23 protein-coding genes are annotated in these 26246 nt (G+C 70.8%); 8 read left to right on the plus strand and 15 right to left on the minus strand.

Annotated features, from left to right (window positions below; translation table 11 throughout):
* Positions 1 to 33: 33 nt before the first annotated feature.
* The 9 genes from fabG to xanC form a co-directional block, all read right to left on the minus strand.
* On the minus strand, positions 34 to 771 hold the full coding sequence (fabG, locus tag FHR56_RS17370; protein ID WP_160946963.1) for a 3-oxoacyl-ACP reductase FabG: 738 nt from the start codon (positions 769 to 771) through the stop codon (positions 34 to 36).
* Between the two features lie 553 nt (positions 772 to 1324).
* Entirely contained in the window at positions 1325 to 1756 is a 432-nt protein-coding gene (locus FHR56_RS17375) for a phosphotransferase (protein WP_160947018.1), read from the minus strand.
* A gap of 4 nt (positions 1757 to 1760) precedes the next feature.
* Positions 1761 to 4118, minus strand: a complete 2358-nt coding sequence (locus FHR56_RS17380) for an MMPL family transporter (protein WP_160946962.1) — start codon at positions 4116 to 4118, stop codon at positions 1761 to 1763.
* A 100-nt stretch (positions 4119 to 4218) separates the two neighbouring features.
* Complete coding sequence (locus FHR56_RS17385; protein WP_304951774.1) at positions 4219 to 4866, minus strand: LolA-related protein; 648 nt, start codon at positions 4864 to 4866, stop codon at positions 4219 to 4221.
* Positions 4790 to 5764: an acyltransferase gene (locus FHR56_RS17390; RefSeq protein WP_160946961.1), complete on the minus strand. Its 975-nt coding sequence runs from the start codon at positions 5762 to 5764 to the stop codon at positions 4790 to 4792. Before FHR56_RS17390 ends, FHR56_RS17385 begins: the two co-directional genes overlap by 77 nt.
* A complete protein-coding gene (locus FHR56_RS17395; protein WP_160946960.1) occupies positions 5761 to 6048 on the minus strand; it encodes a hypothetical protein in 288 nt (95 codons plus the stop codon). Before FHR56_RS17395 ends, FHR56_RS17390 begins: the two co-directional genes overlap by 4 nt.
* 9 nt (positions 6049 to 6057) lie before the next feature.
* The gene (locus FHR56_RS17400) at positions 6058 to 6807 is read right to left on the minus strand and encodes a lysophospholipid acyltransferase family protein (protein WP_184502810.1); all 750 of its coding nucleotides are present in this window, start codon (positions 6805 to 6807) and stop codon (positions 6058 to 6060) included.
* A gap of 54 nt (positions 6808 to 6861) precedes the next feature.
* On the minus strand, positions 6862 to 7593 hold the full coding sequence (locus FHR56_RS17405) for a ketosynthase (protein ID WP_160946959.1): 732 nt from the start codon (positions 7591 to 7593) through the stop codon (positions 6862 to 6864).
* On the minus strand, positions 7568 to 7837 hold the full coding sequence (xanC, locus tag FHR56_RS17410) for a xanthomonadin biosynthesis acyl carrier protein XanC (protein ID WP_003470209.1): 270 nt from the start codon (positions 7835 to 7837) through the stop codon (positions 7568 to 7570). The genes FHR56_RS17405 and xanC overlap by 26 nt, the downstream gene beginning before the upstream one ends.
* A 131-nt stretch (positions 7838 to 7968) precedes the next feature.
* Here xanC and FHR56_RS17415 point away from each other — a divergent pair, with 131 nt between their 5' ends.
* Positions 7969 to 9327, plus strand: a complete 1359-nt coding sequence (locus FHR56_RS17415) for an NAD(P)/FAD-dependent oxidoreductase (protein WP_202406951.1) — start codon at positions 7969 to 7971, stop codon at positions 9325 to 9327.
* Entirely contained in the window at positions 9324 to 10340 is a 1017-nt protein-coding gene (locus FHR56_RS17420) for a pteridine-dependent deoxygenase (RefSeq protein WP_160946958.1), read from the plus strand. Before FHR56_RS17415 ends, FHR56_RS17420 begins: the two co-directional genes overlap by 4 nt.
* A gap of 233 nt (positions 10341 to 10573) precedes the next feature.
* On the opposite strand, the gene FHR56_RS17425 is transcribed toward FHR56_RS17420, so the two are convergent.
* From FHR56_RS17425 to FHR56_RS17435, 3 genes are all read right to left on the minus strand, one after another.
* On the minus strand, positions 10574 to 11938 hold the full coding sequence (locus FHR56_RS17425; protein ID WP_160946957.1) for an AMP-binding protein: 1365 nt from the start codon (positions 11936 to 11938) through the stop codon (positions 10574 to 10576).
* Between the two features lie 106 nt (positions 11939 to 12044).
* Complete coding sequence (gene cydB / locus FHR56_RS17430) at positions 12045 to 13061, minus strand: cytochrome d ubiquinol oxidase subunit II (protein ID WP_160946956.1); 1017 nt, start codon at positions 13059 to 13061, stop codon at positions 12045 to 12047.
* The gene (locus tag FHR56_RS17435; RefSeq protein WP_160946955.1) at positions 13061 to 14464 is read right to left on the minus strand and encodes a cytochrome ubiquinol oxidase subunit I; all 1404 of its coding nucleotides are present in this window, start codon (positions 14462 to 14464) and stop codon (positions 13061 to 13063) included. Before FHR56_RS17435 ends, cydB begins: the two co-directional genes overlap by 1 nt.
* Positions 14465 to 14971: 507 nt before the next feature.
* Here FHR56_RS17435 and FHR56_RS17440 point away from each other — a divergent pair.
* The 4 genes from FHR56_RS17440 to FHR56_RS17455 all read left to right on the plus strand — a co-directional run bounded on the left by FHR56_RS17440 (position 14972) and on the right by FHR56_RS17455 (position 19603).
* A complete protein-coding gene (locus FHR56_RS17440; RefSeq protein ID WP_160946954.1) occupies positions 14972 to 17356 on the plus strand; it encodes a S9 family peptidase in 2385 nt (794 codons plus the stop codon).
* 458 nt (positions 17357 to 17814) lie between these two features.
* Positions 17815 to 18375, plus strand: coding sequence for a hypothetical protein (locus tag FHR56_RS17445; RefSeq protein WP_160946953.1), 561 nt, complete (start codon positions 17815 to 17817; stop codon positions 18373 to 18375).
* A gap of 65 nt (positions 18376 to 18440) precedes the next feature.
* Positions 18441 to 19340: an oxygen-dependent coproporphyrinogen oxidase gene (gene hemF / locus FHR56_RS17450; RefSeq protein ID WP_160946952.1), complete on the plus strand. Its 900-nt coding sequence runs from the start codon at positions 18441 to 18443 to the stop codon at positions 19338 to 19340.
* Positions 19337 to 19603, plus strand: a complete 267-nt coding sequence (locus tag FHR56_RS17455) for a DUF2164 domain-containing protein (protein WP_160946951.1) — start codon at positions 19337 to 19339, stop codon at positions 19601 to 19603. The genes hemF and FHR56_RS17455 overlap by 4 nt, the downstream gene beginning before the upstream one ends.
* Positions 19604 to 20123: 520 nt before the next feature.
* On the opposite strand, the gene polA is transcribed toward FHR56_RS17455, so the two are convergent.
* Positions 20124 to 22895 (minus strand): DNA polymerase I, encoded by a 2772-nt coding sequence (gene polA / locus FHR56_RS17460; protein WP_160946950.1) that lies wholly within the window; start codon positions 22893 to 22895, stop codon positions 20124 to 20126.
* 553 nt (positions 22896 to 23448) lie between these two features.
* Here polA and FHR56_RS17465 point away from each other — a divergent pair.
* Entirely contained in the window at positions 23449 to 23742 is a 294-nt protein-coding gene (locus FHR56_RS17465; RefSeq protein WP_160946949.1) for a DUF2782 domain-containing protein, read from the plus strand.
* Between the two features lie 286 nt (positions 23743 to 24028).
* Here FHR56_RS17465 and FHR56_RS17470 read toward each other — a convergent pair whose 3' ends face one another.
* Positions 24029 to 24475 (minus strand): universal stress protein, encoded by a 447-nt coding sequence (locus FHR56_RS17470; protein WP_160946948.1) that lies wholly within the window; start codon positions 24473 to 24475, stop codon positions 24029 to 24031.
* Between the two features lie 85 nt (positions 24476 to 24560).
* A complete protein-coding gene (locus FHR56_RS17475; protein WP_160946947.1) occupies positions 24561 to 25121 on the minus strand; it encodes a sugar O-acetyltransferase in 561 nt (186 codons plus the stop codon).
* A gap of 215 nt (positions 25122 to 25336) precedes the next feature.
* On the opposite strand from FHR56_RS17475, the gene FHR56_RS17480 reads away from it, so the two are divergent.
* The gene (locus tag FHR56_RS17480) at positions 25337 to 26212 is read left to right on the plus strand and encodes an MBL fold metallo-hydrolase (RefSeq protein WP_160946946.1); all 876 of its coding nucleotides are present in this window, start codon (positions 25337 to 25339) and stop codon (positions 26210 to 26212) included.
* Positions 26213 to 26246: the final 34 nt, after the last annotated feature.

Consider the following 26246-nt stretch of genomic DNA (forward strand, 5'->3'; position numbering starts at 1 on the left):
GGCGGCGCGACGCTCGCGTCCTCGTCTGTGCGGTCAGCCCATGCCGCCGTTGATGCCGATGACCTGGCCGTTGATGTAGGCGGCCGCGTCCGAGCACAGGAAGGCGACCAGCGCGGCCACTTCCTCCGGCTTGCCCGGGCGTCCGGCGGGGACCATCTGCTTGATCGCCTCCGGCGGGAATGCGCTCTCGGCCATCGCGCCCTGGATCACCCCGGGCGCCACCACGTTGACGCTGATCCCGCGGCTGGCCATTTCCCGTGCCAGCGAGATGCTGGCGCCATGCAGCGCGGCCTTGGCCGCGGCATAGTTGGTCTGCCCGCGGTTGCCCAGCACCGCCGCCACCGAGGACACGCTGACGATGCGCCCCCACCGCGTGCGCGCCATCGGCAGCAGCAGCGGCTGGGTGACGTGGAAGAAGCCGTGCAGCGAGACGTCGATGACCTTGTGCCACTGCGCCGCGCTCATGCCCGCCATCGGCGCGTCGTCGTGGATGCCGGCGTTGTTGACCAGCACCTGGATCGGGCCGGCCTCCAGCAACGTCGCCAGCGCCTGCGCGCTGGCATCGGGGTCGGCCACGTCGAACGCCACCGCCTCGGCGCTGCCGCCGGCGGCGACGATCGCCTCTACCACTGCCGCCGCCCGCGCGACGTTGGCGTTGGCGTGCACGATCACGTGCAGGCCCTGCGCGGCCAGGGCGCGGCAGATCGCGCCACCGAGATCGCCGCTGCCGCCGGTGACCAGGGCACGGCGCGGTGCGGGGGATGCAGACATCGAAACTCCTCGGTCGCAATGGGATGGGCCGTCATCCTAACGGTTCATCCGCGCCCTCGTAGGCAAGGCCTCAGCCCCGACGACGTCCCGGGAAGACGTGTCGCGACGGAAAGGCGCCTCTTATTACGACAGCAAAGGTCGTAGGAGCGGCTTCAGCCGCGACGGGCTTTACCGGGAACGCCTCGTCGCGGCTGAAGCCGCTCCTACGGGACAGAATCTCAACAGTGCCTCCAGCGCCACCACCGAACCGCTGCGCGACGTGCCGGTCAACGTGCGCGCGCAGCCGCTCAGCCTGGATCCGGCCTCGAGTGCGACGAACGCAGGTGATTCGAGATGCCCTGAAGCAGCTCCTGCACAGGCCGGTCGAGCCGCTAGGCCGCGCGCATCGCCACCGTGGCGCGACGCTCGCCCAGCAGTTGCCCCGCCATGCACGATGCGGATACAGGAAGTTGCATTGCGTTGTCCGGGTGCATTGTGGGAGGGACTTCAGTCCCGACGCCTTCCAAGGCGGGCTGCGTTCGTTGCGGCTGCAGGGCAGTGGCCGCCGACGCTGTCATGCCGCGCGCAGCACCACCGTGGCGCGGCCCTCGGCCAGCAGTTGCCCGGCATGGCTGAGGCGGAAGGCGTACTGCTGGCTGTCGTCGGCCTGCAGCAGCACCTCGGCCTCGCCTTCGATCGGCCCGGCCAGGTCCTGCAGCTCGCTGACGTGCAACTGCACCCCGCGCAGCGCCACCAGCATGCCCGGCCGCACCGGCGTGCCGGCGGCACGCCCGAGCAATCCGCCGTGCACCGCCATCGCCTGCGCGCCGTATTCGCACAGGTGCAGCGCGTGCAGGCGTCCGCCGCTGCGCAGCGGATGCTCGACTTGGCGATGGGCGAGACTGCGCAACACCACGCGCTGCGCGTCCCAGGCCACCACCTCTTCCCACAGGCACATCAGGCCCTGGTGCGGCACCAGTGCGGCGATGGCGTCGCGTCCGTGCAATGGCTCAGTGTGCATGACGGCTCTCCTGGGCTTCGCTGGCGGTCTCGCGCGAAATCAGCAGCGCCAGCACGAAATTGAACAGCACGCCCAGCGCCACCGTGCTGCCGATCGCGCGCAGCACCGGGATGCTGGAGGCGGCCAGCAACGCGAACACCAGCAGGGTCATCAGGCTGCACACGATCAGCGCATGCAAGGTGCGCAACTGGTCGGCGCGGTCGTCGCCGGCGTGGTCGAAGAACAGCGCGTAGTCCAGGCCCAGGCCGGCGGCCAGGATCAGCGCGATCAGGTGGAACAGGTTCAGTTCGACCCCGCAGCCGCGCAGGATCGCCAGGATCAGCAGCGTGGTCAGCGCCATCGGCAGCAGCACGCGCACGATCCGCCGCGGCGTGCGCAGGGCGATCGCCACGGTCAGCGCCAGCAGCACCGCGGCCACGCCCAGCGCGGCGAGCACGCGGCCACGATAGGCGGCCACCAGCGACTCGGACGCGTCCTTCAGGTCCAGCAGCTGCGCACCGCTGCCCTGCACCGCGCGCGCCAGCTGCGCCGGATCGCGCAGCCCGGTCAGCGACACCAGCGCGGTGGCACGGTCCGGGCGTTCCAGCAGCAGGCCGCCGACGGGGGTGGCCAGCGGCGTGCCGTGCAGGTCGCGCGCGGTCAGCAGCGGCGCGGTGCGCGCGACCTGCAGGTCGGCCAGGAACGGCGCGAAGGCGTCGGCGCGGAACGGCGTGGCGGCGACCGCGGCAGCGGTGATCGCCTGCGCCTGCGCCGGATCGGGCAAGGCGGCCTGGCGCCGGCGCTGGGTGGCGGCGCTGGGCAGGTAGCGCGCGGCCATGTCGTAACCGGCCAGTTCGCCCTGCGCCACCAGCGTGTCCAGGCGCGGGCGCAGGCGTTCGGAGGCGGCCAGCGCGGCCTCGGCCGAGGCGGCCGGCAGGGCCAGCACGTAGCGCACGTCGGGCGCGCCCAGTTCCTGGCGCAGGTGCGCGTCGCGGGCCAGGCCGTCGGCCGGCACCGGGGTCAGCTTGGACAGGTCGTTCTGCCAGAACGGGCCCGGCGCGAACACGATGACCGCGGCCGCCAGCAGGGCCAGCGGCAGCAGCGACCAGCGCGGCCGCGGCAGCCGCGCGATGCCGCGCCACAGCCGCTCCAGCATCGGCGAATCGGCATGGTCGCGCGGCGAGGGATCGATCAGCGCCGGCAGCAGCAGGCGCGTGGTCAGCGCCGCCACCAGCAGCCCGGCGATGGTGAACACCGCCAACTGGCGCAGGCCGTCCACGCCGGAGAACAGGAAGGTGACGTAGGCGATGCAGGTGGAGACCACGCCGGTGGCCAGGGTCGGCCACAGATGACGTGCGTTCTCGCGCGGATCCAGGCCCGGGCGTTGATGACTGAACAAGTGGATCGGGTAATCCTGGACCACGCCGATCAGGGTGAAGCCGAACGCCACGGTGATGCCGTGCACGCCGTCGAACAGCAGCGCCACTGCACCCAGCCCGGCCAGGCCGGCGCTGGCCAGCGGCAGCACGCCCAGCACCGGGATCTTCCAACTGCGGTAGGCCACCAGCAGCAGCACGATCAGCCCCACCGTATCCAGGGTGCCGATCCACTGCGCCTCGTTCTGGGTACGCCCGCCGATCTCCACCGAGAACGCGCCCGGGCCGGTCAGGGTCAGCTTGCTGCTGGTGCCGGCGCTGACCTTGGCGAAGGCGGCGTGGATGGCGTCCACCGCGCGCTGCTGGCCGGTGGGGTCGAAGCCGGCGGCGCGGGTCTGCGCCACCAGCAGCGCATCCTTGCCGGCGCGGTCGAACCAGACCCCGTCGCGCTGCTGCGGGCCGCCGGCCGGCTGCAGGCGCTCGGCCAGGTGCAGCACTTCCAGGGTCGGATCGCGCGGCAGCAGCGGCTCCACCATCGCCGCCGCCGGCGAGCCCAGGTCCTGCAGCCGCGCCTGCAGCGCATCGCGCAGGGTCGGCACATCCAGCGGCCTGGCGTCGAAGCTGTCGCTGAGCAGGTAGCGGTACGGCAGCAGGCGCTGCGGGATCGCGTCCAGGCCGGCATCGGCGCCGTTGGCGACCAGCTCGAATACGTCGTGCTGGGCGGCAAGTTCCGCATGCAGCGCCTGCGACTGGCGCGCCAGCGTGGCCGCATCGGCCCCGGACAGCGACATCAGCAGCAGCCGCGAGCCGGGGCCTTCGCCGAGTTCGTCGAGCAGCAGTTTTTGCGCGGGGGTGCGCGCTTCCGGCATGAACTTGCGCAGATCGCCCGACACCTGCAGCGCATTGCCCAGCCAGATCCCGGCCACGGTCAGCAGCGCCAGCCACAACAGGGCCAGCGAGATGCGCATCTTCGAGCTGAGGGCACGTGTCATCGCGATGTCCCCACGTCTGCCTGCGCCGCGCAATCGGCAAGCGCACGCGCAGCCGTCAGGCCGGCAGTGCGCTGCCGGTCCCGCTCAACGCGTGCGGAGATCACGCCGCGTCGCCGTGGCACAGCGCGGTCAGCGCGGCCCCGTCGGCAAGGGTGCCGGCAGCCTGCGCGGCGCCGGCCAGCAGGGTGCGCTGGACGTCGCCCTTGGTCGGGGTGGTCTCGATGCAACGCAGTTCGGCGCCGCGGCCGTACAGGCGCAGGCTGCGCACGTGCGCGGCCATGGCCGGATCCTTGGGTTGCAACTGCAGTTGCCAGCGCTCCCGGGTGCCGCTGCTGCTGACGCTGAACTGCTGCTGCAGCAGCGCGCGGTCGCCGGACAGCAGCGCGCCGAAGCCGCTCTGCAGGCCGGCCAGTTCCGGCACGCGCGCCAGCGAGAAGCGCCGCGGCGGCTTGCCGTCGCGCTCCAGCGTGGCCTCGCCGCCGCGCAGGGTGGTGGTCTCGTGGTACGGCGCGGTGACCTCGCGCACCAGAGTCTGCGCGTCCGGGCGGCGGTACTCGCCCTGCACGCGCAGCGGCGTCTTCAGCAGCGCCGAGCCGCGCAGCTCGACGAAGGCGGTGCTGACCGGCGCCGGCCGCGCCAGCTTCTGCAGGATCCAGTCGGCGTCCGGCGCCTCAGGCGATGCGGCGCACAGCGGTGCGGCGCTGCACAGCAGTATCAGCATCCACGGCAAGGTGCGGCGCATCGGCATGGCGGTTGTTCCAGAAGTCGTAGAAGTTGAACCAGTTGTAGGGCGCGGAGCGGGTGTAATGCTCCAGCCTGGCGGCGTAATCGCGGATGAGCGCCGCCAGCACCGGCGCGCGCTGCCGGCGCGGCAGGTCCAGGCCTTCGCTGAAGGTCTCGAACACCAGCTCGTAGCGGTTGCCGCCGCGATACAGGCCGAACGCCAGCACCACCGGCACCTTGAGCGCGGCGGCGATCAGCCACGGCGAGGTCGGGAACAGCGCGCCCTGGCCGATGAACGCAGCCGGCAGCGCCGGATCCTCCGGGCGCGGCCGGTCCACCAGCAGCGCGACCAGCGCGCCCTCGTCGGTGGCCTGCTTGATCGCCATGACGATCGAGGTGCTGTCCATGCCGGCATCGATGATGTTGGCGGCCAGCTGCGGATTCAGCGCGCCCAGCAGTTCGGTCATCGCCGGGTTGTGCGCCTTGTCCAGCACCACCTTGACCTGCACGTCCGGACGTTCGGTGGCCAGCACCCGCAGCGCGTCGAAGCTGCCCAGGTGCGAGCCGAAGATCAGCACGCCGCGGCCGCGGTCCATCTGCGCGTGCAACTGGTCCAGGCCGCGGATCTGCACCCGGAACCGATGCATCTGCCCGCACAGCATGAACACCCGGTCGAGGATGGTCGAGGCGAAGGTGTGGATGTGCCGGGCCACCTCCAGCAGCGTGGCCGGGCGGTCGAACACGCGGCTGAGGTAGTGCCGCGAATCGCGCCGCTCCGGGCCGCGCACCAGCAGGAAATACAGGGTGATCGGATACAGCAGCAGGCGCCCGACGGCGCGGCCGCCATAGCGGGCGATGCTGCGGATCAGCCACAGGGCGAAACGGCCGCCGCCTTCCGGGCGGTGCTTCCAGCCGGCGCTCACGGCGCCGCCTCGGCGTTCAGTTCGCCGCTGACCAGCAGGTCCTCGCCGCGCAGCACGCGGAAGCGCCAGCGCGGTGCGGCACCGTCCAGTTCCACCCACGCCGGCTGCCCGGGAAACAGCGGCTGCACGAACTTCACCTGCGGCAGGCGCAGCGGCGCGCGCGCGCCGTGCGCCGCCTCGACGGCCTGCAGCACGTGGTCCAGCACCACGACGCCGGGCACGACCGGGCGTCCGGGGAAGTGACCGGGCAGGCTGGGATGATCATGCGGGACGACGAAGTGCATACGGGCGACTCATATCCTGGGTTCGAGCATGGCACGGACGGCCTGGTGTGCGCGCTGGGTGACTTCCTGGCGATTCAGCGGGCCGTCCTCGCCGTTCACCCGGATCGGCGTGCCGATCCGCACCCGGATGACGCCGGGCCGGACCCGGAACAGGCTGGTCGGCGGCAACACCTTGCCCGCCCCGTCCAGCGCCACGGGCACCACGTCCACCCCTGCGTCGATCGCCGCCTGCAGCAGCCCGGCCTTGAACTCGGCCAGCGCGCCGCTGCGGCTGCGGGTGCCTTCCGGGAACAGGCACAGGTCCTCGCCACGGCGCAGCAGCGCCGCCGCCTCGCGCCGCATCATCGCCCCGGCGCGGCGGCTGTCGCGGTCCAGGAACAGCATGCCGGTCGCGCGCGCATACCAGTTCACGAACGGCACCTTCAGCATCTCGTCCTTGAGCAGGAAGCGCAGCGGCACCGGCAGCGCCATGAACAGCGCGCAGATGTCGATGATCGACTGGTGGTTGCTGACGAACAGGTGGTTGCGCGACCAGTCCACCCGCTCCTGGCCCTCCACCTGCAGCCGCGCCCCGGCGCCGAACAGCAGCACCGGCGCCCAGAACCGCGCCCCCATGCGCAGCGGCAGGCGTGGCCCGGTCAGCCATAGCAGGACCAGCGCAACGACGATGCCCAGCGCGGTGAACGCCAGGGTGAACAGCAGCTGCAGGGTGTTCCACACGGCCCAGGCCATGCGCGAGGGCATCCCTGCCTGCGGCAACTTGGTGTTTTCCTTGATGATCTGCACGACCTTGCGTCCCCTGCACTGCGCGCGTCAGCGCAACAGATCGCGCCAAAAAACCGGCCCCAGCCGCGCCAGCTGGTGCAGGAAGTCGGGCAGATTACGGTAGGGACGCTGCGGAAACCAGCGCCCGCGCAGCAGATACTCGCCGACGAAGAAGCCGCCGATGACACCGTAACCCAGCAGGTTGGCGAACAGCGAGGCGCGCGCGTCGCTGATCGGCAGCGGCGCGGCCAGGCCCAGCTGCGCCAGCACCCCGCTGGGCTGGGCGCACAACGCCAGCACCAGGTTGAGCAGGGTCAGCCCGACCAGCAGCAGGGTCCAGGCCAGGGTCAGGCGGCGGGTGTAGCGCAACTGCTCCGGGGTGATCGGCATGCCGGCCTGGCGGTACAGGGCCTCGACGATGCGGGTGATCAGCGGCGTGCGCCCACGCTGCAGGCTGCGCCCGAAGAACCAGGCCACCCAGGCGGTGAACAGCACCGGTGGGGCGGCCAGCAGCAGCAGGGCGTGCGGCGAGCGCCACAGCGGCACCAGCGCCACCGTCGCGGCGATGGCCAGCGCCCAGGCCCAGGGCCGCCAGCGCGCCATCGGTTCCACCAGCACCATCAGCACCAGCGCCGCCCCGGCCAGCACCGCCAGGTCCGGGCGGTGCGCGGCATTGGCCCAGTGCGCCAGCGGCGAATAGGCCAGCGCCAGCAGCACGCCCAGGGCCAGCGCCCAGGGCGCGGCGTCGGCCGGCTCAGCTGGTCTTGTTGGCTTCGACATGCGCCGACAGCGCGCGCAGCGAGGCGAAGATGCGGCGGTTCTCGTCGTTGTCCGAGCGCAGCTGGAAGCCGTAGCGCTTGCTGATCGCCAGCGCCAGTTCCAGGGCGTCGATCGAGTCCAGCCCCAGGCCGGTATTGAACAGCGGCGCCTCCGGATCGATGTCGCCGGGCTGGACGTCTTCCAGGTTCAGGCTCTCGACCAGCAGCTCGGCCAGTTCACGTTCGGCGGCGGTTTGCGAAGACATCCAGGGGCTTCCAGGCGAAAGGACGGGTGCGACAAGATGGTGCATCGGGCGCTGCGGCGCAACCATCGGCCCGCGAACGGCACGCTATCATGCCGTTTCGCCCCGCCGTTGCGCCCGCAGGTTCCCTTAGGATGACGTCCCCCGCTGTTGCTTCCCCTCCTCCCACCGCAAGCGCCATCGAGGCGGAAACGCCCGACGTGCTGGTGATCGGCGGGGGGCCGGCCGGCTGCGCGGCGGCGATCGTCCTGGCGCAACGCGGCTGGCGGGTGACCGTGCTGGAAAAGGACCACCACCCGCGCTTCCACATCGGCGAATCGCTGCTGCCGATGAACATGCCGATCCTGCAGCGGCTGGGCGTGCTCGACCAGGTGCGGGCGATCGGCGTGCTCAAGCTCGGCGCCGACTTCCCCAACGACGCCGGCGGCTACAACACCTTCCGCTTCGCGCACGCGCTGGGCGCGCAGTCCGATTTCGCGCTGCAGGTGCCGCGTGCCGACTTCGACCGGGTGCTGTTCGCGCAGGCGCGCGCGGTCGGCGCCGACGTGCACGAAGGCGTCCGCGTCGAGGCGGTGCAGCTGGACGGCGACGCGCCGGCGGTGCAGGCGCGCAGCGCCGATGGCGTACGCCACTACCGGCCGCGCTACCTGATCGACGCCAGCGGCCGCGACACCTTCCTCGGCAACAAGCTCAAGCTCAAGCGCGCCAACCCGCGGCACCAGTCGGCGGCGCTGTTCAGCCATTTCCGCGGCGTGGCGCGGCGCCCGGGCGAGGACGCCGGCAACATCAGCATCTACCGCCACGCGCACGGCTGGATGTGGCTGATCCCGCTGCCCGACGACGTGATGAGCGTGGGCGCGGTGTGCGACCCGCACTACATGAAGACCCGCCAGGGCTGCGACAGCGAGACCTTCCTGCTGCGCACCCTGGCGCTGAACCCCGACGTGGTCGAGCGCATGGCCGGCGCGCAGCGCGTGGCGCCGGTGCATGCCACCGGCAACTACGCCTACGAATGCACGCGCATGAGCGGCCCGCGCTGGCTGATGCTCGGCGACGCCTACGCCTTCGTCGACCCGATGTTCTCTTCCGGCGTGTACCTGGCCATGCACAGCGCCGAGCGCGGCGCGGCTGTGGTCGACGCGGCGCTGCGCGAGCCGGCCCGCGAGGCGCGGCTGCAGCGGCGCCTGGAGCGGCACCTGCGCGGCGGCCTGGACGAGTTCAAGTGGTTCATCTACCGCTTCACCTCGCCGACCATGCGCGAGCTGTTCGCGCAGCCGCGCAACGTGCTGCAGGTGGAACAGGCGGTGGTGGCGATGCTCGCCGGCGACGTCTTCGACAACCGTGCGGTGCTGCGCCGCCTGCGCGTGTTCCGCGCCATCTATGCGCTGTCCGCGGTGGCGATGCTGCCGCGGGCGTGGCGCGCCTGGCGCCACCGCCGCCGCCAGGCCCGCGAACAGTTCCACGGCGACACCTTGCACGGAGATACCCCATGAGCCGCCCGCACCTGCAGTTTCCGCACCACACGCAGGGCCATCCGCAGTTGCAGGTGGACTACGTCGCCGAGACCGATCCCGGCCAGTTGCTGGGCGAGGACCACGTGCTGGCGGTGTTCGGTTTCGGCGAGACCGCGCCCTACCACGAGGACCCGCGCTACCTGCGCGTGCCGCTGCAGCCGCACGGCCCGCGCATGCTCGAGGTGTGGCGCACCGACGCCCCGGTACACAGCGGCCGCGACGGCGCCATCGCCTGGGCCAGCGACGGCCGCCTGCAGTTCGGCGTCATCGAGATCGACGAACGCCAGGTCGACCTGGACATCGAGGAAGCCGCCGCGCTCGCCTACGCGCAGATCAGCGCCTTCGTCGCCGGCAGCGCCACGCCGCGCCTGCTGCGCATCTGGAACTACCTCGACGCGATCACCCTGGGCAGCGGCGACCGCGAACGCTACCGGCGCTTCTGCGTCGGTCGCGCGCGCGGGCTGGGCGATTTCGACGCCACCCAGTTGCCCGCGGCGACCGCGGTCGGCCGCTGCGACGACGCGCGGGTGATGCAGATCTACTGGCTGGCCGCCGCGCAGGCCGGCACCCCGCTGGAGAACCCGCGCCAGGTCAGCGCCTACCGCTACCCGCGCCAGTACGGCCCGCAGCCGCCCAGCTTCGCCCGCGCCATGCTGCCGCCGGCCGGCAGCGACATGCCGCTGCTGCTGTCCGGCACCGCCAGCGTGGTCGGCCACGCCTCCATGCACCAGGGCCAATTGCTGGCGCAGCTGGAAGAGACCTTCGCCAACTTCGACGCCCTGCTGGCGGCCGCCCGCGAACACGCCCCGGACCTGCCGCCGCAGTTCGGCGACGGCACTCGCCTGAAGGTCTACGTGCGCGAGCCCGGCGACCTGCCTCTGGTCGCCGACGCATTGGATGCCCGTTTCGGCGAGCGCGTGCCGCGCCTGCTGCTGCACGCGGTGATCTGCCGCGACGAACTGGCGGTGGAGATCGACGGCGTGCATGGCTGAGGCAGCGCTGCGGCGCGCGCTACGTCCCATGGTGTCGTAGGAGCGGCTTCAGCCGCGACGGGCTCTACCGGGAAAGCCCGTCGCGGCTGAAGCCGCTCCTACGACGGGAAGGTGCGACGTATCCCGCTGAGCGGCGGCAGCACCGCGTTGTCAGAGTGCAACCGTCGCGATCAAGCCGCGGCGATGGCAGAACGCCAGTGCTCATGCGCCGCCGGTGGCGGCGCGTGCTGCCCTCAGTCCTCGCGACCCGCCGCCAACAGCGCCAGCATGCGATCGCGCGGCAGCTTGCCGGTCTCGTTGCGCGGCAAGGCGTCGAGCAGGCGCAGCCGGCGCGGCAGGAACACCGGGTCCAATTCGCGGCGCAGCGCGGCCAGGATCGCGGCCTCGTCCAGGGTCGGCGCCACCACCACCGCGGCGATGCGGCCCACCGCCTGGCCCGGTTCCGGATCCAGTTGCAGCATCGCGCCGTCGACCACGCCCGGCACGGCCAGCAGGCGCCGGGTGAGGTCGGCCAGGGAGGCGCGCTTGCCGGCGATTTCCAGCAGGTCGGCCTGGCGGCCGCGCACCTGGAAACGGCCATCGGCGTCCACTTCCATCAGGTCGGCCAGCAGCACCGGCTGCGGCAGATGCGGCGCGTGCACCAGGGTGCCGTCCGGCTGCGGCGCCACGCGCACGCCCGGCAGCGGCGTCCACGGCACTTCGCAGGCGGTGCGGCGGCTGGCGAACACGCAGGTCTCGGTGGAGCCGAACATCTCGCGCACCTCGCCGCCGAAGCGCGCCTCGGCGGCGGCGGCCAGTTCCTGCGCCAGCGGCGCAGTGGCCGAGACGATGCCGGCCAGCGGCGGCAGGGCGACGCCGGATTCGACCAGCGCGCGCAGATGCACCGGCGTGGTCACCAGCAGCCGCGGCGCCGGCAGTTGCGCCAATGCGCGCGCCACGTCCTCCGGGAAGAACGGGCGCCCGGCGTGCACCGCCAGCGGCGTCACAAGCGGCAGCAGGATCGACAACTCCATGCCGTACATGTGCTGCGGCGGCACCGTGGCCACCACCTGCGGCACAGCCGTCTCCGGCCACAGCCCGACCAGCGCCAGCAGGTCCTGGCGGGTGCTGGTGAGGAAGCTGCCCCAGGTCTTGGGATTGGGCTTGGGCGCGCCGGTGCTGCCGGAGGTGAAGCCGATCGCCACCAGGGCGTCGTCGGCCAGCTGCGGCATCGGTCCGTCCAGCGACGGCAGCACGTCCGGCAACTGCCAGTAGCGCGGCGGCGGCTCGGCCAGCGCCAGGTCGCCCAGGCAGTAGCAGTCGGCATGGGTGCGCTGCACCTCGGCCACCACCGCCGGCGCGCGCGAGGACGGCAGCAGCGAGGTCTGCCCGCGCAGCGCCACCGCGCAGAACGCGACCATGAAGCGGTAGCGGTCCTCGCACAGGTTCAGCGCATGCCGGCCGGCCGGCAACGCCGCGGCCAGGCCGCGCACGTGGCCGAGGAAGGTGGCCAGGTCGATCTGCTCGCCGCTGGCGAAGGCCAGCGGACGCCGCGCGTCGCCGACGACGAGCGGGTGCAACAGGGGCGCGGCGGGAATCTCGGAGGAAACGGCGGACATGCGGGGCGGCGACTCGGCGGGCGATGACCCGCACGGCGCGGGGAGCCGGTAGCTTGGCCGCCGCCGCCGCCGCTGGCAAGCCGCCGGCCGCCGCGACGGCCCGCCGTCAGTGGTGGTAGCCGGTGTCGGCGGTGATCTTGCCGCGGAACACCCGGTACGACCACGCCGTATAGCCCAGGATCACCGGCAGCAGCACCGACAGCCCGACCAGCACGAAACCCTGCGAGGACGGCGGCGAGGCCGCTTCCCAGATGGTCAGCCCGGGCGGCACGATGTTCGGCCAGATGCCCAGTACCAGGCCGAAGAAGCCGAGCACGAAGAAGCACAGGGTCAGCACGAACGGGCGCGCATCGCGGCCCTGCGCCATCGCCGCGCGCCACAGCGCCACCGCGTTGAGCAGCACCAGCAGCGGCACCGGCGACAGCCACCAAAAATTCCCGTCGTGGAACCAGCGCGCCATGATCCGCGAGTCCAGGAACGGCAGCCAGGCGCTGACCAGGCCCATGAACACCACCACCACCAGCACCAGCGGCCGGGTCAGGGTGCGGGCGATGCGCTGCATCGGGCCCTCGGTCTTGAGGATCAGCCAGCTGCCGCCGAGCAGCGCGTAGCCGAACACCACCGCCGCGCCGGTGAGCATCGAGAACGGACTGAACCAGCCCAGCACCCCGCCCAGGTACTTGCCGTCCTGCAGCGGCATGCCTTCCACCAGCGCGCCCAGGATCACGCCCTGCCAGAACGCCGCGCACAGCGAGCCCAGCGCGAACGCCCAGCCCCACAGGTACTTGGAACTGCGTGCCTTGAAGCGGAACTCGAAGGCCACGCCGCGGAACACCAGCGCGATCAGCATCAGCAGCACCGGCAGGTACAGCGCCGACAGCACCACCGCGTACGCCTTCGGGAACGCCGCCAGCAGGCCGGCGCCGCCGAGCACCAGCCAGGTCTCGTTGCCGTCCCAGATCGGCGCGGCGGTGTTCATCATCAGGTCGAGCTGATCCTCGTCCTCGGCGAACGGCGCCAGGATGCCCAGGCCGAGCACGAAGCCGTCCAGCAGCACGTACATCAGCACGCCAAAGCCGATCACCCCGAACCAGATCACCGGCAATACGGTCGCCATGTCCATCAGCGGGTCTCCTCGATGTCGTCGTCGGCCGCCGACAGCGGCCGCGCCGGGGTCTTGTCGCCCTCCTGCATGCGCGGCGCCGGCTCGTGCGGCAGCGGGCCATGGCGCAGCATGCGCAGGATGTACCAACTGCCGAAACCGAACACCAGCGCGTAGGCGAGCACGTACACGCTCAGCGAGATCCACACCATCGCCGGGCTGACCGTCGGGCTGACCGCATCGCGGGTGTGCAGCAGGCCATAGATCACGTACGGCTGGCGCCCGATCTCGGTGACGAACCAGCCGGCGACCAGCGCCACGAACCCGGCCGGCAGCATCGCGTTCCACGCCACGTGCAGGGCGCGCCGGCGCAGCAGGGTGCCGCGCCACCAGAAGAACAGCGACACGAGCGCCAGCAGCAGCATCGCCATGCCGAGCCCGACCATCACCCGGAACGCATAGAACACCGGCTTCACCGGCGGCCGCTCGTCCCGCGGCACCGCGGTCAGCGGGGTGATCTCGCCATCCAGGGTGTGGGTGAGGATCACGCTGCCCAGGCGCGGAATGGTCACCTCGTAGTCGTTGCGCTCGGCGGCCTCGTTGGGCACCGCGAACACCACCAGCGGCACGCCCTGCCCCGGCGCCTCGCCGTGCCAGTGCCCCTCCATCGCCGCCACCTTGATCGGCTGGTGCTCGAGCGTATTCAGGCCATGCGCATCGCCGGCGGCGATCTGCAACGGCAGCGCGATCGCGGCGAACGCCACCGCCAGCTTGAGCATGCGTCCGGCCGCGTCCAGATGCTCGCCGCGGCGCAGATACCAGCCGCTGACCCCGCCGATCACGAAACAGGTGGTGATGAACGCGGCCAGCACCATGTGCGTGAGGCGGTACGGGAACGACGGATTGAAGATCACCTCGCGCCAGTTGGCCGGCTGGAACACGCCTTCGACCACGGCGTAGCCGGCCGGCGTCTGCAGCCAACTGTTGGCCGAGAGGATCCAGAAGGTGGAGATCAGCGTGCCGATGGCAACCAGGCAGGTGGACAGGAAGTGCAGCTTCTCCGGCACCTTGTGCCAGCCGAACAGCATCACCCCGAGGAACGAGGCTTCCAGGAAGAACGCGGTCAGCACCTCGTAGCTGAGCAGCGGACCGAAGATGTTGCCGGCACGTTCGCTGAGCACCGCCCAGTTGGTGCCGAACTGGAAGCTCATCACGATGCCGCTGACCACGCCCATGCCGAAGGACACGGCGAAGATCTTCAGCCAGAAGAAGTACAGATCGCGCCACACCGTGTCGCGGGTGCGCAGCCAGCGCCACTCCAGGAACGCCAGCCAGCTCGACAGGCCGATGGTGAAAGCCGGAAACAGCACGTGGAAACTGATGACGAATCCGAACTGGATGCGTGACAGCAGCAGGGCGTCCATGGGTAGCGCCTGAGGCAGCGGAAACGATGCCTATTGTTGGTGCGGCGCGGCGAAATGGGATGTGACGGTTTGTCGCAGCGGCGTCGTGTCGCAGCAGCATCCGTTGCGAGAGTGCGTGTGCGTCCTGCACGTACGCTCATGCGGACGGGGAAGATGCCGACCACGCCGATCCTGTGTGGCCGCGCACGTAGCCGAACCATGTGCAAGCAGCTTGCGTTGCGCTTGCGCGCATTGAGCGATGTGCGGCATCACGGATGGGCGTTTTTCAACGCACTGACGCCAGTGCGCAAGCCCCCACCCCCGGGCACACGCCTGCATCGTGCGCGGCACGATCGATGACCGAAGCAGGCGCCGTGTCCCTGAATGGGCGCCGCCACGACTGGGCCGCGGCACTCGAGGGCCGCTTGCTCCGATCGCCTTGACCCGGCCCGCCCATGACCGATGGCGCAATCGCCGCCGCCCTGGCGGCTGCTACGCTTGCGGTTTGCCGTTCGTCCGGAATCCCAGATGCGTCGTCTCGCCCTGAGCGCTGTTGTGTTGCTGTCCCTGTCCTGCCTGCCGCCGCTGGCCGCGGCCCAGGATGCCGCCGCCCCGCTGACCATCGAGCAGGCCATGGCCGATCCGGACTGGATCGGGCCGCCGGTCGAGGATGCCTGGTGGGCCTGGGACGGGCGCCAGGTGCAGTACCAGCTCAAACGCACCGGCAGCCCGGTGCGCGACACCTACCGCCAGGGCATCGACGGCAGCGCCGCGCAGCGGGTCGAGGACGCCCAGCGCAGCACCCTGGATGCGGCCAACCCGGTCTACGACGCAGGCCGCCAGCGCATGCTGTTCGTGCGCAACGGCGACGTGTTCCTGCGCGACCTGCGCAGCGGCGCGCTGACCCAGCTGACCCGCAGCAACCAGGCTGCCGCACGGCCGCAGTTCACCACCGATGGCGGCGCGCTGTGGCGGGTCGGCAACGACTGGTACCGCTGGAGCCCCGGCGGCGGCGTGCAGCAGGCCGCGGTGCTCAAGGCCGAGCGCGATCCCGATGCCGCGCCCAAGCCCGACGTGCTGCGCGAGCAGCAGTTGCGCACCCTGGAAACCCTGGCCCGCGACCGCGCGCAGCGCGAACTGCTGCGCCAGCAGGAGCAGGCCTGGCGCCGCGCCGACAGCAGCCGCGCGCCGGCGCCGGTGTACCTGGGCGACGACGTGGTGGTCGACGACAGCGCGCTGTCGCCGGACGGCCGCCACCTGCTGGTGGTGACCCACGCCAAGGGCGCCGAGGAAGGCCGCGACAGCAAGATGCCGCGCTACGTGACCGAGTCCGGCTACGCCGAATTCCAGGAAGCGCGCACCCTGGTCGGGCGCAATTCGCCGGTGGCGCAGACCCTGTGGCTGGTCGATGCGGTGGCCGGCAGCGCGCGCAAGCTCGACCTGTCGGTGCTGCCCGGGATCGGCACCGATCCGCTGGCGGCGCTGCGCAAGGCCGCCAAGCAGGAGCCGCTGCAGGGCCCGCGCGCGGTGCGCGTGGAAACCGACGGCGACGGCAGCGGCGCCTCCATGCACTGGAGCGAGGACGGCCGCAACGTCGCCGTGCTGCTGCGTGCGGTGGACAACAAGGACCGCTGGATCGCCAGCGTCGACTTGGACAAGGCGGTGCTGCAGCCGCGCCACCGCCTCACCGATCCGGCCTGGATCAACTGGAGCTTCAACGATTTCGGCTGGATGCCGGACAACCAGACGCTGTGGCTGCTGTCCGAGCAGTCCGGCTATTCGCACCTGTACACCCAGCGCGGCAACGAGAAACCGCGCCAGCGCACCTCCGGCAAGTGGGAAGTGTCCGCGCCGGTGGTCAGCGCCGACGGCCAGGGCTTCCTGTTCCTGTGCAACCGCAAGTGGCCGGGCGACTACGAGGTGTGCAAGCTCGACCTGCGCAACGACAGCGTCGCCGAACTGACCGCGCTGGACGGCGTGGAAGACTTCGCGCTGTCTCCGGACGGCCAGCAGTTGCTGGTGCACTACTCCGGCCCCTACCTGCCGCCGCAGCTGGCGGTGCTGCCGGCCACCGGTGGCAACGCGCGCGTGCTCACCGACACCCGCAGCGCCGCGTTCAAGGCGCGCCCGTGGGTGCAGCCGCAGTTCGTGCAGGTGCCGTCCAAGCACGGCGCCGGTACCGTCTGGGGCAAGTACTACGGACCTGCGCAGCCGGAGCCGGGCAAGCGCTACCCGGTGGTGATGTTCGTGCACGGCGCCGGCTACCTGCAGAACGTGTCGGCGCGCTACAGCCCGTACTTCCGCGAGCAGATGTTCCACAACCTGCTGGTGCAGAAGGGCTACATCGTGCTGGACCTGGACTACCGCGCCAGCGCCGGCTACGGCCGCGACTGGCGCACCGCGATCTACCGCGACATGGGCCATCCAGAGCTGGAGGACTACCTGGACGGCCTGGACTGGCTGGTCGACAGCAAGCAGGGCGACCGCAGCCGCGCCGGCATCTACGGCGGGTCCTACGGCGGCTTCATGACCTACATGGCGCTGTTCCGCAGCCCCGGCACGTTCAAGGCCGGCGCCGCGCTGCGCCCGGTGGCCGACTGGAGCCAGTACAACCACGAGTACACCTCCAACATCCTCAACACCCCGGACCTGGACCCGGAGGCCTACCGCACTTCCTCGCCGATCGAGTACGCCAGCGGGCTGCGCGACCATCTGCTGATCGCCCACGGCATGGTCGACGACAATGTGTTCTTCAAGGACTCGGTGGACATGACCCAGAAGCTGATCGAGCTGCACAAGGACAACTGGGAGATCGCGCCGTACCCGCTCGAGAAGCACGGCTTCACCCGCGCCGACTCCTGGCTGGACGAGTACAAGCGCATCCTCAAGCTGTTCGAGCGCGAGCTGCGCTGAGCCGGCCGCTCGCCGAGGCGCCTGCCGTCGACGTGCGGCAGGCGCCGGGCGCCGCCGCGGCGGCGCCCCTAGGATCCCGCCGACCACCTGCACCCGTCACGCATCGCGCCGTCCTGTAGGAGCGGCTTCAGCCGCGACACGCATTCCCGGGAACGCCCCGTCGCGGCTGAAGCCGCTCCTACGCAGGCGCCCACGGCTAGCAGGACAGGTGCTTGCGCCCCGGCGGCATTGGCGGCCAGGGCGCCCGGACCCGGACGGCATCGGCACGACCTTGCCGTAGCCCGGGCTCCTGGCGACACCGCATCGGCCGTGCCCTGGCCGCGAGACCGCGCGCTCTCGGCACCTCCGCTGGGCCGCCCCCTCGCGCCCACCCGGCTTGCGCGCGGGTCCACCGTCCCTATCCTTGCCGGACTGCCGCCGACGCACATGCCGGTGTCGCCCCGACCGAAGGACCGCCGATGCCGCCCCCGCCCTTGCCCCTGACTGCCGCCCGCAACCAGACCATCGATGCAATGGCCAAGCTCACGCTGCTGCTGGGGGTGCTGTCGCTGCTGTACGGCATTGGCCAGGCCCTGCTGCTGATGGCGCTGCCGGAGGGGGCGATCGACGGCGTGCTGCGCCAGGCTGGCCTGGCGTTGCCGTCGCTGCTGCAATGGTGCGTGACCCATGCGCTGGCGCTGTCCTGGCTGACCGCGCTGCTGTCCGCGGGCCTGTGCGCGGCGGCGTGGGCGCTGCTGCAGCGGCGCGAGTGGGCGCGGCTGGCCTTCATCGTGTTCCTGGTGGTCACCGCCGCGGGCAACTTCGCGGTGCTGCCGCTGCTGTGGCAGCTGCTCGACATGCTGCAGGCCTGGGCGCCGCAGCACGCCTTCGACCCGCAGCAGATGCAGCACGACCTGGCCCTGGGCCGGATCACCTTCATGCTCAGCGGCGCGCTGACCGCCCTGGTCTTCGCCGGCCTGCATGGCTGGCTGGTCTACCAGTTGTGCCGCCCCGCGATCCGCACCGAGTTCCGCCGCTGACGCACGCGTTCGGTCTGCGCATCCCGCCGCAGACGCCTGACACGACGAGCTTCTAGAATGGCGGCATGCAAACCTTCGACCGTGTCCGCGACTATCTCACTGGCCTGCAAGACCGCATCTGCGCGGCGGTCGAGGCCGCCGACGGCCAGGCCCGCTTCGCCGAAGACCTGTGGCAGCGCGCGGAGGGCGGCGGTGGCCGCACCCGCATCCTGCGCGACGGCGCCCTGTTCGAGCAGGCCGGGATCGGCTTCTCCGACGTCGCCGGCACCCGCCTGCCGCCCTCGGCCAGCGCCAACCGCCCGGAACTGGCCGGCGCCTCCTGGCGCGCGGTCGGGGTGTCGCTGGTGTTCCACCCGCTCAGCCCGTACATCCCCACCACCCATGCCAACGTGCGCTACTTCGAGGCGCAGCGCGATGGCGCCACCGTGGCCTGGTGGTTCGGCGGCGGCTTCGACCTGACCCCCTATTACCCGTTCGACGAGGACGCCCGCCACTGGCACCAGACCGCGCACGACCTGTGCGCACCGTTCGGCGAAGACCGCTATCCGGCGCACAAGCGCTGGTGCGACGAGTACTTCTTCCTCAAGCACCGCAACGAGACCCGCGGCGTCGGCGGCCTGTTCTTCGACGACCTGCATGCCGAATTCGAGCGCGACTTCGCCTACCAGCGCGCGGTCGGCGACGGCTTCCTCGACGCCTACCTGCCGATCGTCGAACGCCGCCGCGGCCTGCCCTGGGGCGAGCGCGAGCGCGAGTTCCAGCTGTACCGGCGCGGCCGCTACGTCGAATTCAACCTGGTCTACGACCGCGGCACCCTGTTCGGCCTGCAGAGCGGCGGCCGCAGCGAGAGCATCCTGATGAGCCTGCCGCCGCGGGTGCGCTGGGAATACGGCTTCCAGCCCGAACCGGGCAGCGCCGAGGCGCGCCTGGCCGAGTACCTGGTGCCGCGCGAATGGCTGGCATGAGCGCACCCGCGCGCACCGCCGTGCTGGGCCGCGAGGACAAGCGCGCCATCGCCGAACAGCTGCAGGCCTACCTGCGCACCGAGCTGCAGCAGCAGGTCGGCGCGTTCGAGGCCGAATTCCTGCTCGACTTCGTCGCCGAGCGCATCGGCGCGCATTACTACAACCGCGGCCTGCACGATGCCCGCGCGCTGCTGGCCACGCAGCTGGACAGCCTGGACGACGCGCTGTACCAACTGCAGCAGCCCACCGACACGCGCCGCTGAGCGCGGCAGCGGACGCCAGGAACGCGGCGCCGGCAAACCTGCAGGCATAAAAAAGCCCCGCGGACCAGGGGGAGGTCGGCGGGGCCAGGGAACGGGGACTTGGGGAGGAGTCGCCGTTCCTGGATCTGCTCCAGGGGATGGGAGGAGATCCGCGACAGGTATTGCGCCTGTCGAGGGATATAAGAACATTTCCCACCTTGCTCGTTCGTGAAGATTTAAGTTAAAAATTTGTCAGATTAAGGACGGATTCATTCCCAAAATCGCCGCGAATACACTGCGTCAAAATTCCGTTCAAACGCGGCTGCGCCGCGCGGCCGCAGGTGTGACGCCAGTTGGAATTCCGTGGCACGTAGCGCTTGATCGGGTCAAAAAACCAACGCGAATGGGAAAGCGAAAATCACTGGCGGGATAATCCCCGGGAAAATCCGATTTCGATATCCGTGGTGCACGCGCGTGCGATGTCTACGCAAGACACCGCAGCGCAGGCCGCGTCCCGGATGCATCCCCGGGACCCGGGCGATCAATGCGCCTCGTCCCAGTTGTTGCCCACCCCGCTGTCCACCACCAGCGGCACCTTCAGCTCCGCCGCCGCGGCCATGCGCCGGGTCACTTCCGGCAGCAGGGTGTCGACGAAATCGGCATCGGCCTCGAACACCAGTTCGTCGTGCACCTGCAGGATCATCAACGCGCGGTCGCGATGCGCCTGCAGCCAGGCGTCCACACCGACCATGGCGCGCTTGATGATGTCGGCGGCGGTGCCCTGCATCGGCGCGTTGATCGCCGCGCGCTCGGCGCCGGCGCGCAGGCCCTGCTGGCGGGCGTTGATGTCGTTCAGGTACAGGCGGCGGCCGAACAGGGTCTCCACGTAGCCCTGGGTGCGCGCCTGCTCGCGCATGCGCTCCATGAAGTCGCGCACGCCAGGGTAACGGCTGAAGTACAGCGCCACGTAGTCCTGCGCCTCGCCGCGGCCGATGCCCAGGTTGCGGGCCAGGCCGAACGCGCTCATGCCGTACATCAGGCCGAAGTTGATCGCCTTGGCGGCGCGGCGCTCGTTGCCGGTGACCTCTTCCAGCTTGCGCCCGAACACCTCGGCAGCGGTGGCGCGGTGCACGTCCACGCCGCTGCCGAAGGCGCGCAGCAGGCCCGGGTCCTCGGACAGGTGGGCCATGATCCGCAGCTCGATCTGCGAATAGTCGCAGGCGATCAGCTTGCGCCCCGGCGGGGCGACGAAGGCGCGGCGGATGCGGCGGCCGTCGTCGGTGCGGATCGGGATGTTCTGCAGGTTGGGATCGGAGGACGACAGCCGCCCGGTGGCGGCACCGGCCTGGTGGTAGCTGGTGTGCACGCGGCCGGTGTCGGGATTGACCATCTCCGGCAGCTTGTCGGTGTAGGTGCCGCGCAGCTTGGCCAGGCCGCGGTACTCCAGGATCACCCGCGGCAGCTCGTGCTGGTCGGCGATCGCCTCGAGCGCCTCTTCGTTGGTGCTGGGCTGGCCCTTGGGGGTCTTCAGCACTGCCGGCAGCTTCAGTTCGTCGAACAGCACCGCCTGCAGTTGCTTGGGCGAGTCCATGTTGAAGCTGCGCCCGGCCAGCTCGGTGGCCTTCTGCTGCGCCGCCAGCATGCGCTGGCTCAGGTCCTGGCTCTGCCTGCGCAGCTCGGCGATGTCCACGCACACGCCGTTGGCCTCCACCCGCGCCAGCACCGGCACCAGCGGCATCTCGATCTCGCGGTAGACCCGCGCCAGCTCCGGCTCGGCGTCCAACTGCGCCGACAGCGTGCGGTGCAGGCGCAGGGTGATGTCGGCGTCCTCGGCGGCGTAGCGGGTGGCATCGTCGATGGCCACCTGCGAGAAGGCGATCTGCTTGGCGCCCTTGCCGGCCACGTCCTCGTACTTCACCGTGTCGTAGCCCAGGTAACGCCGGGCCAGCGAATCCATGTCGTGGCGGCTGGCGGTGGAGTTGAGCACGAAGCTCTCCAGCATGGTGTCGTCGGCGTAGCCCTGCACCTCCACGCCGTGGCGGCGCAGCACGTGCAGGTCGTACTTGCCGTGCTGGCCGACCTTGGCCTTGGCCGGATCCTCCAGCAGCGGCTTGAGCAGCGCCAGCGCCAGCGCGCGATCCAGCTGCACCGGCGCGCCGGGGTAGTCGTGGCCCAGCGGCAGGTAGTCGGCGCGGCCCGGCTCGGTGGCGAAGCTGAGCCCGACCAGGTTGGCGCGCATCGCGTCCAGCGCGTCGGTCTCGGTGTCGAAGGCGAAGCCGTCGGCGGCGCGCAGGCGCACGAGCAGTTCCTCGAACTGCTCGGGTGTGCTCACCGCGGTGTAGTCGCCTTGGGCGGCCAGTGCCGGATCCAGCACGGCGGCATCGGCCGGCGCGGCGCCGCGGGCATAGCCGGCAGCAGTACCGCGCAGGCTGGGCGTGGCCTCGCTGGCGGCCTCCGGCGCGGCCACGCCGCCGTCCAGGTCGCGCAGCGCCTGGGTGAAGCCGTAGCGCTGGTACAGGCCGCGCAGCTGCTCCGGTTCCTGTTCGCGCAGGCCCAGGGTGCGGGGCCCGCCGGCCAGCGCCACGTCGGTCTTGATGGTGACCAGTTCGCGGTTCAGCGGCAGGCGCTCCAGCGCCGCGCGCAGGTTGTCGCCGATCTTGCCCTTGATCGCGTCGGCGTGGGCGATCACCCCGTCCAGCGAGCCGTACTCGGCCAGCCACTTGGCGGCGGTCTTGGGCCCGCACTTCTCCACCCCTGGCACGTTGTCGATGGCGTCGCCCATCAGCGCCAGCAGGTCGACGATCTGGTGCGGCCAGACCCCGAACTTCTCCATCACCGCCGCATCCGAATCCATGCGGCTGCCGCTCATGGTGTTGACCAACTGCACGCCGGGGCGCACCAGCTGGGCGAAATCCTTGTCGCCGGTGGAGATGGTGACGTCCAGGCCGTCGCCGGCGCCTTGCAAGGCCAGGGTGCCGATCACGTCGTCGGCCTCGACCCCGTCCTGGCGCAGGATGGTGATGCCCAGGGCATGCACGATCTGGCACATCGGCTCGACCTGCGCGCGCAGTTCGTCGGGCATCGGCGGGCGGTTGGCCTTGTACAGCGGGTACAGCTCGTCGCGGAAGGTCTTGCCCGGCGCGTCGACCACGAAGGCCACGTACTCGGGGCGCTCCTTGAGGGTGGCGCGCAACATGTTGACCACGCCGAACAGCGCGCCGGTGGGCTCACCGGCGGCATTGGTCAGCGGCGGAAGCGCGTGGAACGCGCGATACAGGTAACTGGACCCGTCGATCAGGACTAATCGGCTCATCGGCCAATTCTACGCTGCGGCGGTGAGCCCCTCTCCCAGCGGGAGAGCGGTTGGGGGTGACGGTCTGCGCGAAGCGACGTGCTGACTTGGATCACGAGGCTGCGCCCGCACCCTCATCCGCCCCTGCGGGGCACCTTCTCCCGGTGGGAGAAGGGAGCGCGCGAGCCCCTCTCCCATCGGGAGAGGCGTTGGGGCGAGGGTACGGCGCGAAGCGACGCGCTGACTTGGTCCACGAGGCTGCGCCCGTACCCTCATCCGCCCCTACGGGGCACCTTCTCCCGAGGGGAGAAGGAAACTGCGAGCCCCTCTCCCATCGGGAGAGGCGTTAGGGCGAGGGTACGGCGCGAAGCGACGCGCCGACCTGATCCACGAGGCTGCGCCCGTACCCTCATCCGCCCCCGCGGGGCACCTTCTCCCGAGGGGAGAAGGAAACTGCGAGCCCCTCTCCCACCGGGAGAGGGGTTGGGGTGAGGGTCCGGCCCGCCATTGGCATGCCGTACGCACACACTCGGCGCATACTCTGCGTCATGTCCTGCCCGTGGAGAACACCGTCATGAAAGCCCTGATCCTGGTCCCGTTGCTGCTGCTGGCGGGCTGCGCCTCCACCGGCCTTGGCCCGGACGGCGCGCCCGTGGACGTGCGCGGCGCGGAAACGACCCAGCGCAAGATGGAGAACGGCGACACCGTCGACGAATACCGAGTGGGCGGCCAACTGCGCATGGTCAAGGTGACGCCGGCGCGCGGACCGGCCTACTACCTGTACGACCGCAACGGCGACGGCCACATGGAAGTGGACGGCAGCAAGGACAACGTCTCGCCGGTGTACTGGAAGCTCTACAGCTGGTGACGCGCGCACTGCGCGCAGCCAAACGGCGGCGCGCAGCGGCGTGTGTACGCATCCGCCGAACGCCGGCCCGCCGCATACGGCACCGCGACACGCAGTGGCCGCGGTAGGGTCGATGCGGCGGTCTTACGTCGCAGCCTGCTCATTGCATCCGGCGACCTACCCCGGGCCGCGCAGCGTCATTCGCGAGAGCCATGCGGCGTGCGGCGACGCCGCGCCGGCACCCGCCGACCGCATGCGTCGATCGTTCCAGCCTCCGCGCCGATGCCGGCGCGGGGCCGTCAGCCGCTCAGCGGATCACCAGCACCGGGATCTGGCTGTTGGTGAGGACTTCGGCGGTCTGGCTGCCGAGCAGGACCCGGCTCATGCCGCGGCGGCCGTGCGAGGTCATCACGATCAGGTCGCTGTTGCAGGCCACGGCCATGTCGATGATGCCCTCGGCGGCGTAGCGGTCGAGCACGTGGCGGCCGTGCGCGGTCACCCCGGTGGCCGCGGCGGCGGCCAGCGCCGGCGCCAGGATCGTCTGCGCGCCGGCTTCGCGGTCCTGGCGGTATTCGGGGCTGGCCTCGTAGCCCACGCTCCAGCCCATCGCGTCGTACATGCCCATCGCCCACGGCTCGGACGCGGTGACGATATCCACCTCCGCGCCGAGCGCGGCGGCCAGCGCCAGGCCCTGCTGCAGACCCTTGGCGGACAACTCGGAACCATCGATGGCGATCAGGATGCGCTGGTACATGGGGTGCCTCCGGTGACGCCGCGCGCGGCGGCTAGGACAGCATTGCACACCCGTTGCGCGGCGCCCGCCTTGACCCGGATCAAATTCAGGCGCTGTGCGGCTTCAGCAGGCGTGCCGGATTGCCGGCCACGCGCGCGCCGGCCGGCACGTCGCGGGTGACCACGCTGCCGGCGCCGATCACCGCATCGTCGCCGATGGTCACGCCCGGCAGCACGATCGCGCCGCCGCCGATCCAGACGTTGCGCCCGATGGTCAGCGGCCGCCCCAGTTCCAGCCCTTCGGCACGCTGCGCGGCCTCGCGCGGATGATCGGCCGCATAGAGCTGCACCGCCGGGCCGATCTGGGTGCCGGCGCCGATGTGCACCGGCGCCACGTCCAGGATCACGCAGTTGAAGTTGAGGAACACGTCCTCGCCGAGGTGGATGTTGTAGCCGTAGTCGCAATGGAACGGCGGCCGCACCACCGCCCCACGTCCGACCGAGCCCAGCCCCTCTTCCAGCAGTGCGTGCCGCCGCGCCGGCGGCTCGGCCAGTGCCGCGTTGTAGCGCCGCATCCAGGCACTGGCCGCGTCCTGCTCGGCCTGCAGCTGCGCATCGTTGGGACGATACGCCTCGCCGGCCAGCATCTTCTCTTTCTCGCTTCGCATCCTGCCCTCCCAGGCATCGTTCCACCCGCATGATGGCACTGCCGTGCGCGGCGGCCAACGCGTTCGCTGCACGAAGGAGCCGCGCAAGCCGGCATCGCCCGCGGCGCCAGGAAGCGCCTGACCTGCGGTTCCAATGCACCACGGCGGGTTGACGGAGCGGTCACATGCCTCCAACCCGATGCCGCCGATGCTGGAGCGCCACGCAAGGAACGGCGATGCGCCTGCATCATCTGAATTGCATCTCCACCTGCCCGCTCGGCGGCCACTGGATGGACGGACGCAGCAGCACCGGCCTGCTGCAACGCGGCCAGTTGACCTGCCACTGCATGCTGATCGAAACCGACGACACCCTGGTCCTGGTTGACACCGGATTCGGCTTGCGGGACGTCGCCGATCCGCACAGCCGTCTCAGCCGCTTTTTCCTGACCCTGGTACGGCCGGCGTTCCGTGCAGAAATGACCGCGATCCGGCAGATCCAGCGACTGGGCTTGGATCCGCGCGACGTGGGCCATGTCGTCCTGACCCACCTGGATTTCGATCATGCCGGTGGCCTCGACGACTTCCCACAGGCGCAGGTGCATCTGCTGGCCAGCGAGCGGGATCACGCGTTGCGCCAAGCGAGCTGGATGGACCGCCAGCGCTTTCGCCCACAGCAGTGGAGGGACCGCACGCGCTGGCGCACCTACGCCGCGGCCGATGGCGAGATGTGGAAGGGCTTCGACTGCATCCGTGCGCTGCGTGGCCTGCCGCCGGACATCCTGCTGGTGCCGTTGCCCGGGCATACCTTCGGCCATACCGGCGTGGCCGTGCAGGCCAGCGGACGCTGGCACCTGCTGGCCGGGGACGCATATTTCCACGCTGGCGAGATGGACCCGACGCGTCCGCATTGCCCACCGGGATTGCGCCTGTACCAGTGGATGCTGGAAAAGGACCGGCGCGCGCGCCTGGACAACCAGCACCGCCTGCGCACGCTGTGCCGGCAGCAGGGCGGTGACGTCCAGGTGTTCTGCTCACACGATGTGGGCGAGTTCGAGCGGCTGAGCGGCCGGCCCGCCGGGTTGCCGGCGGAGGCCTTGATCGGTGCGCCCTGACCAGCCCGCCACGCCGCATTCACGCCCCGCGACG

Source organism: Xanthomonas sp. F10 (assembly GCF_014206815.1).
In the GTDB taxonomy this organism is placed as follows: domain Bacteria; phylum Pseudomonadota; class Gammaproteobacteria; order Xanthomonadales; family Xanthomonadaceae; genus Xanthomonas_A; species Xanthomonas_A indica.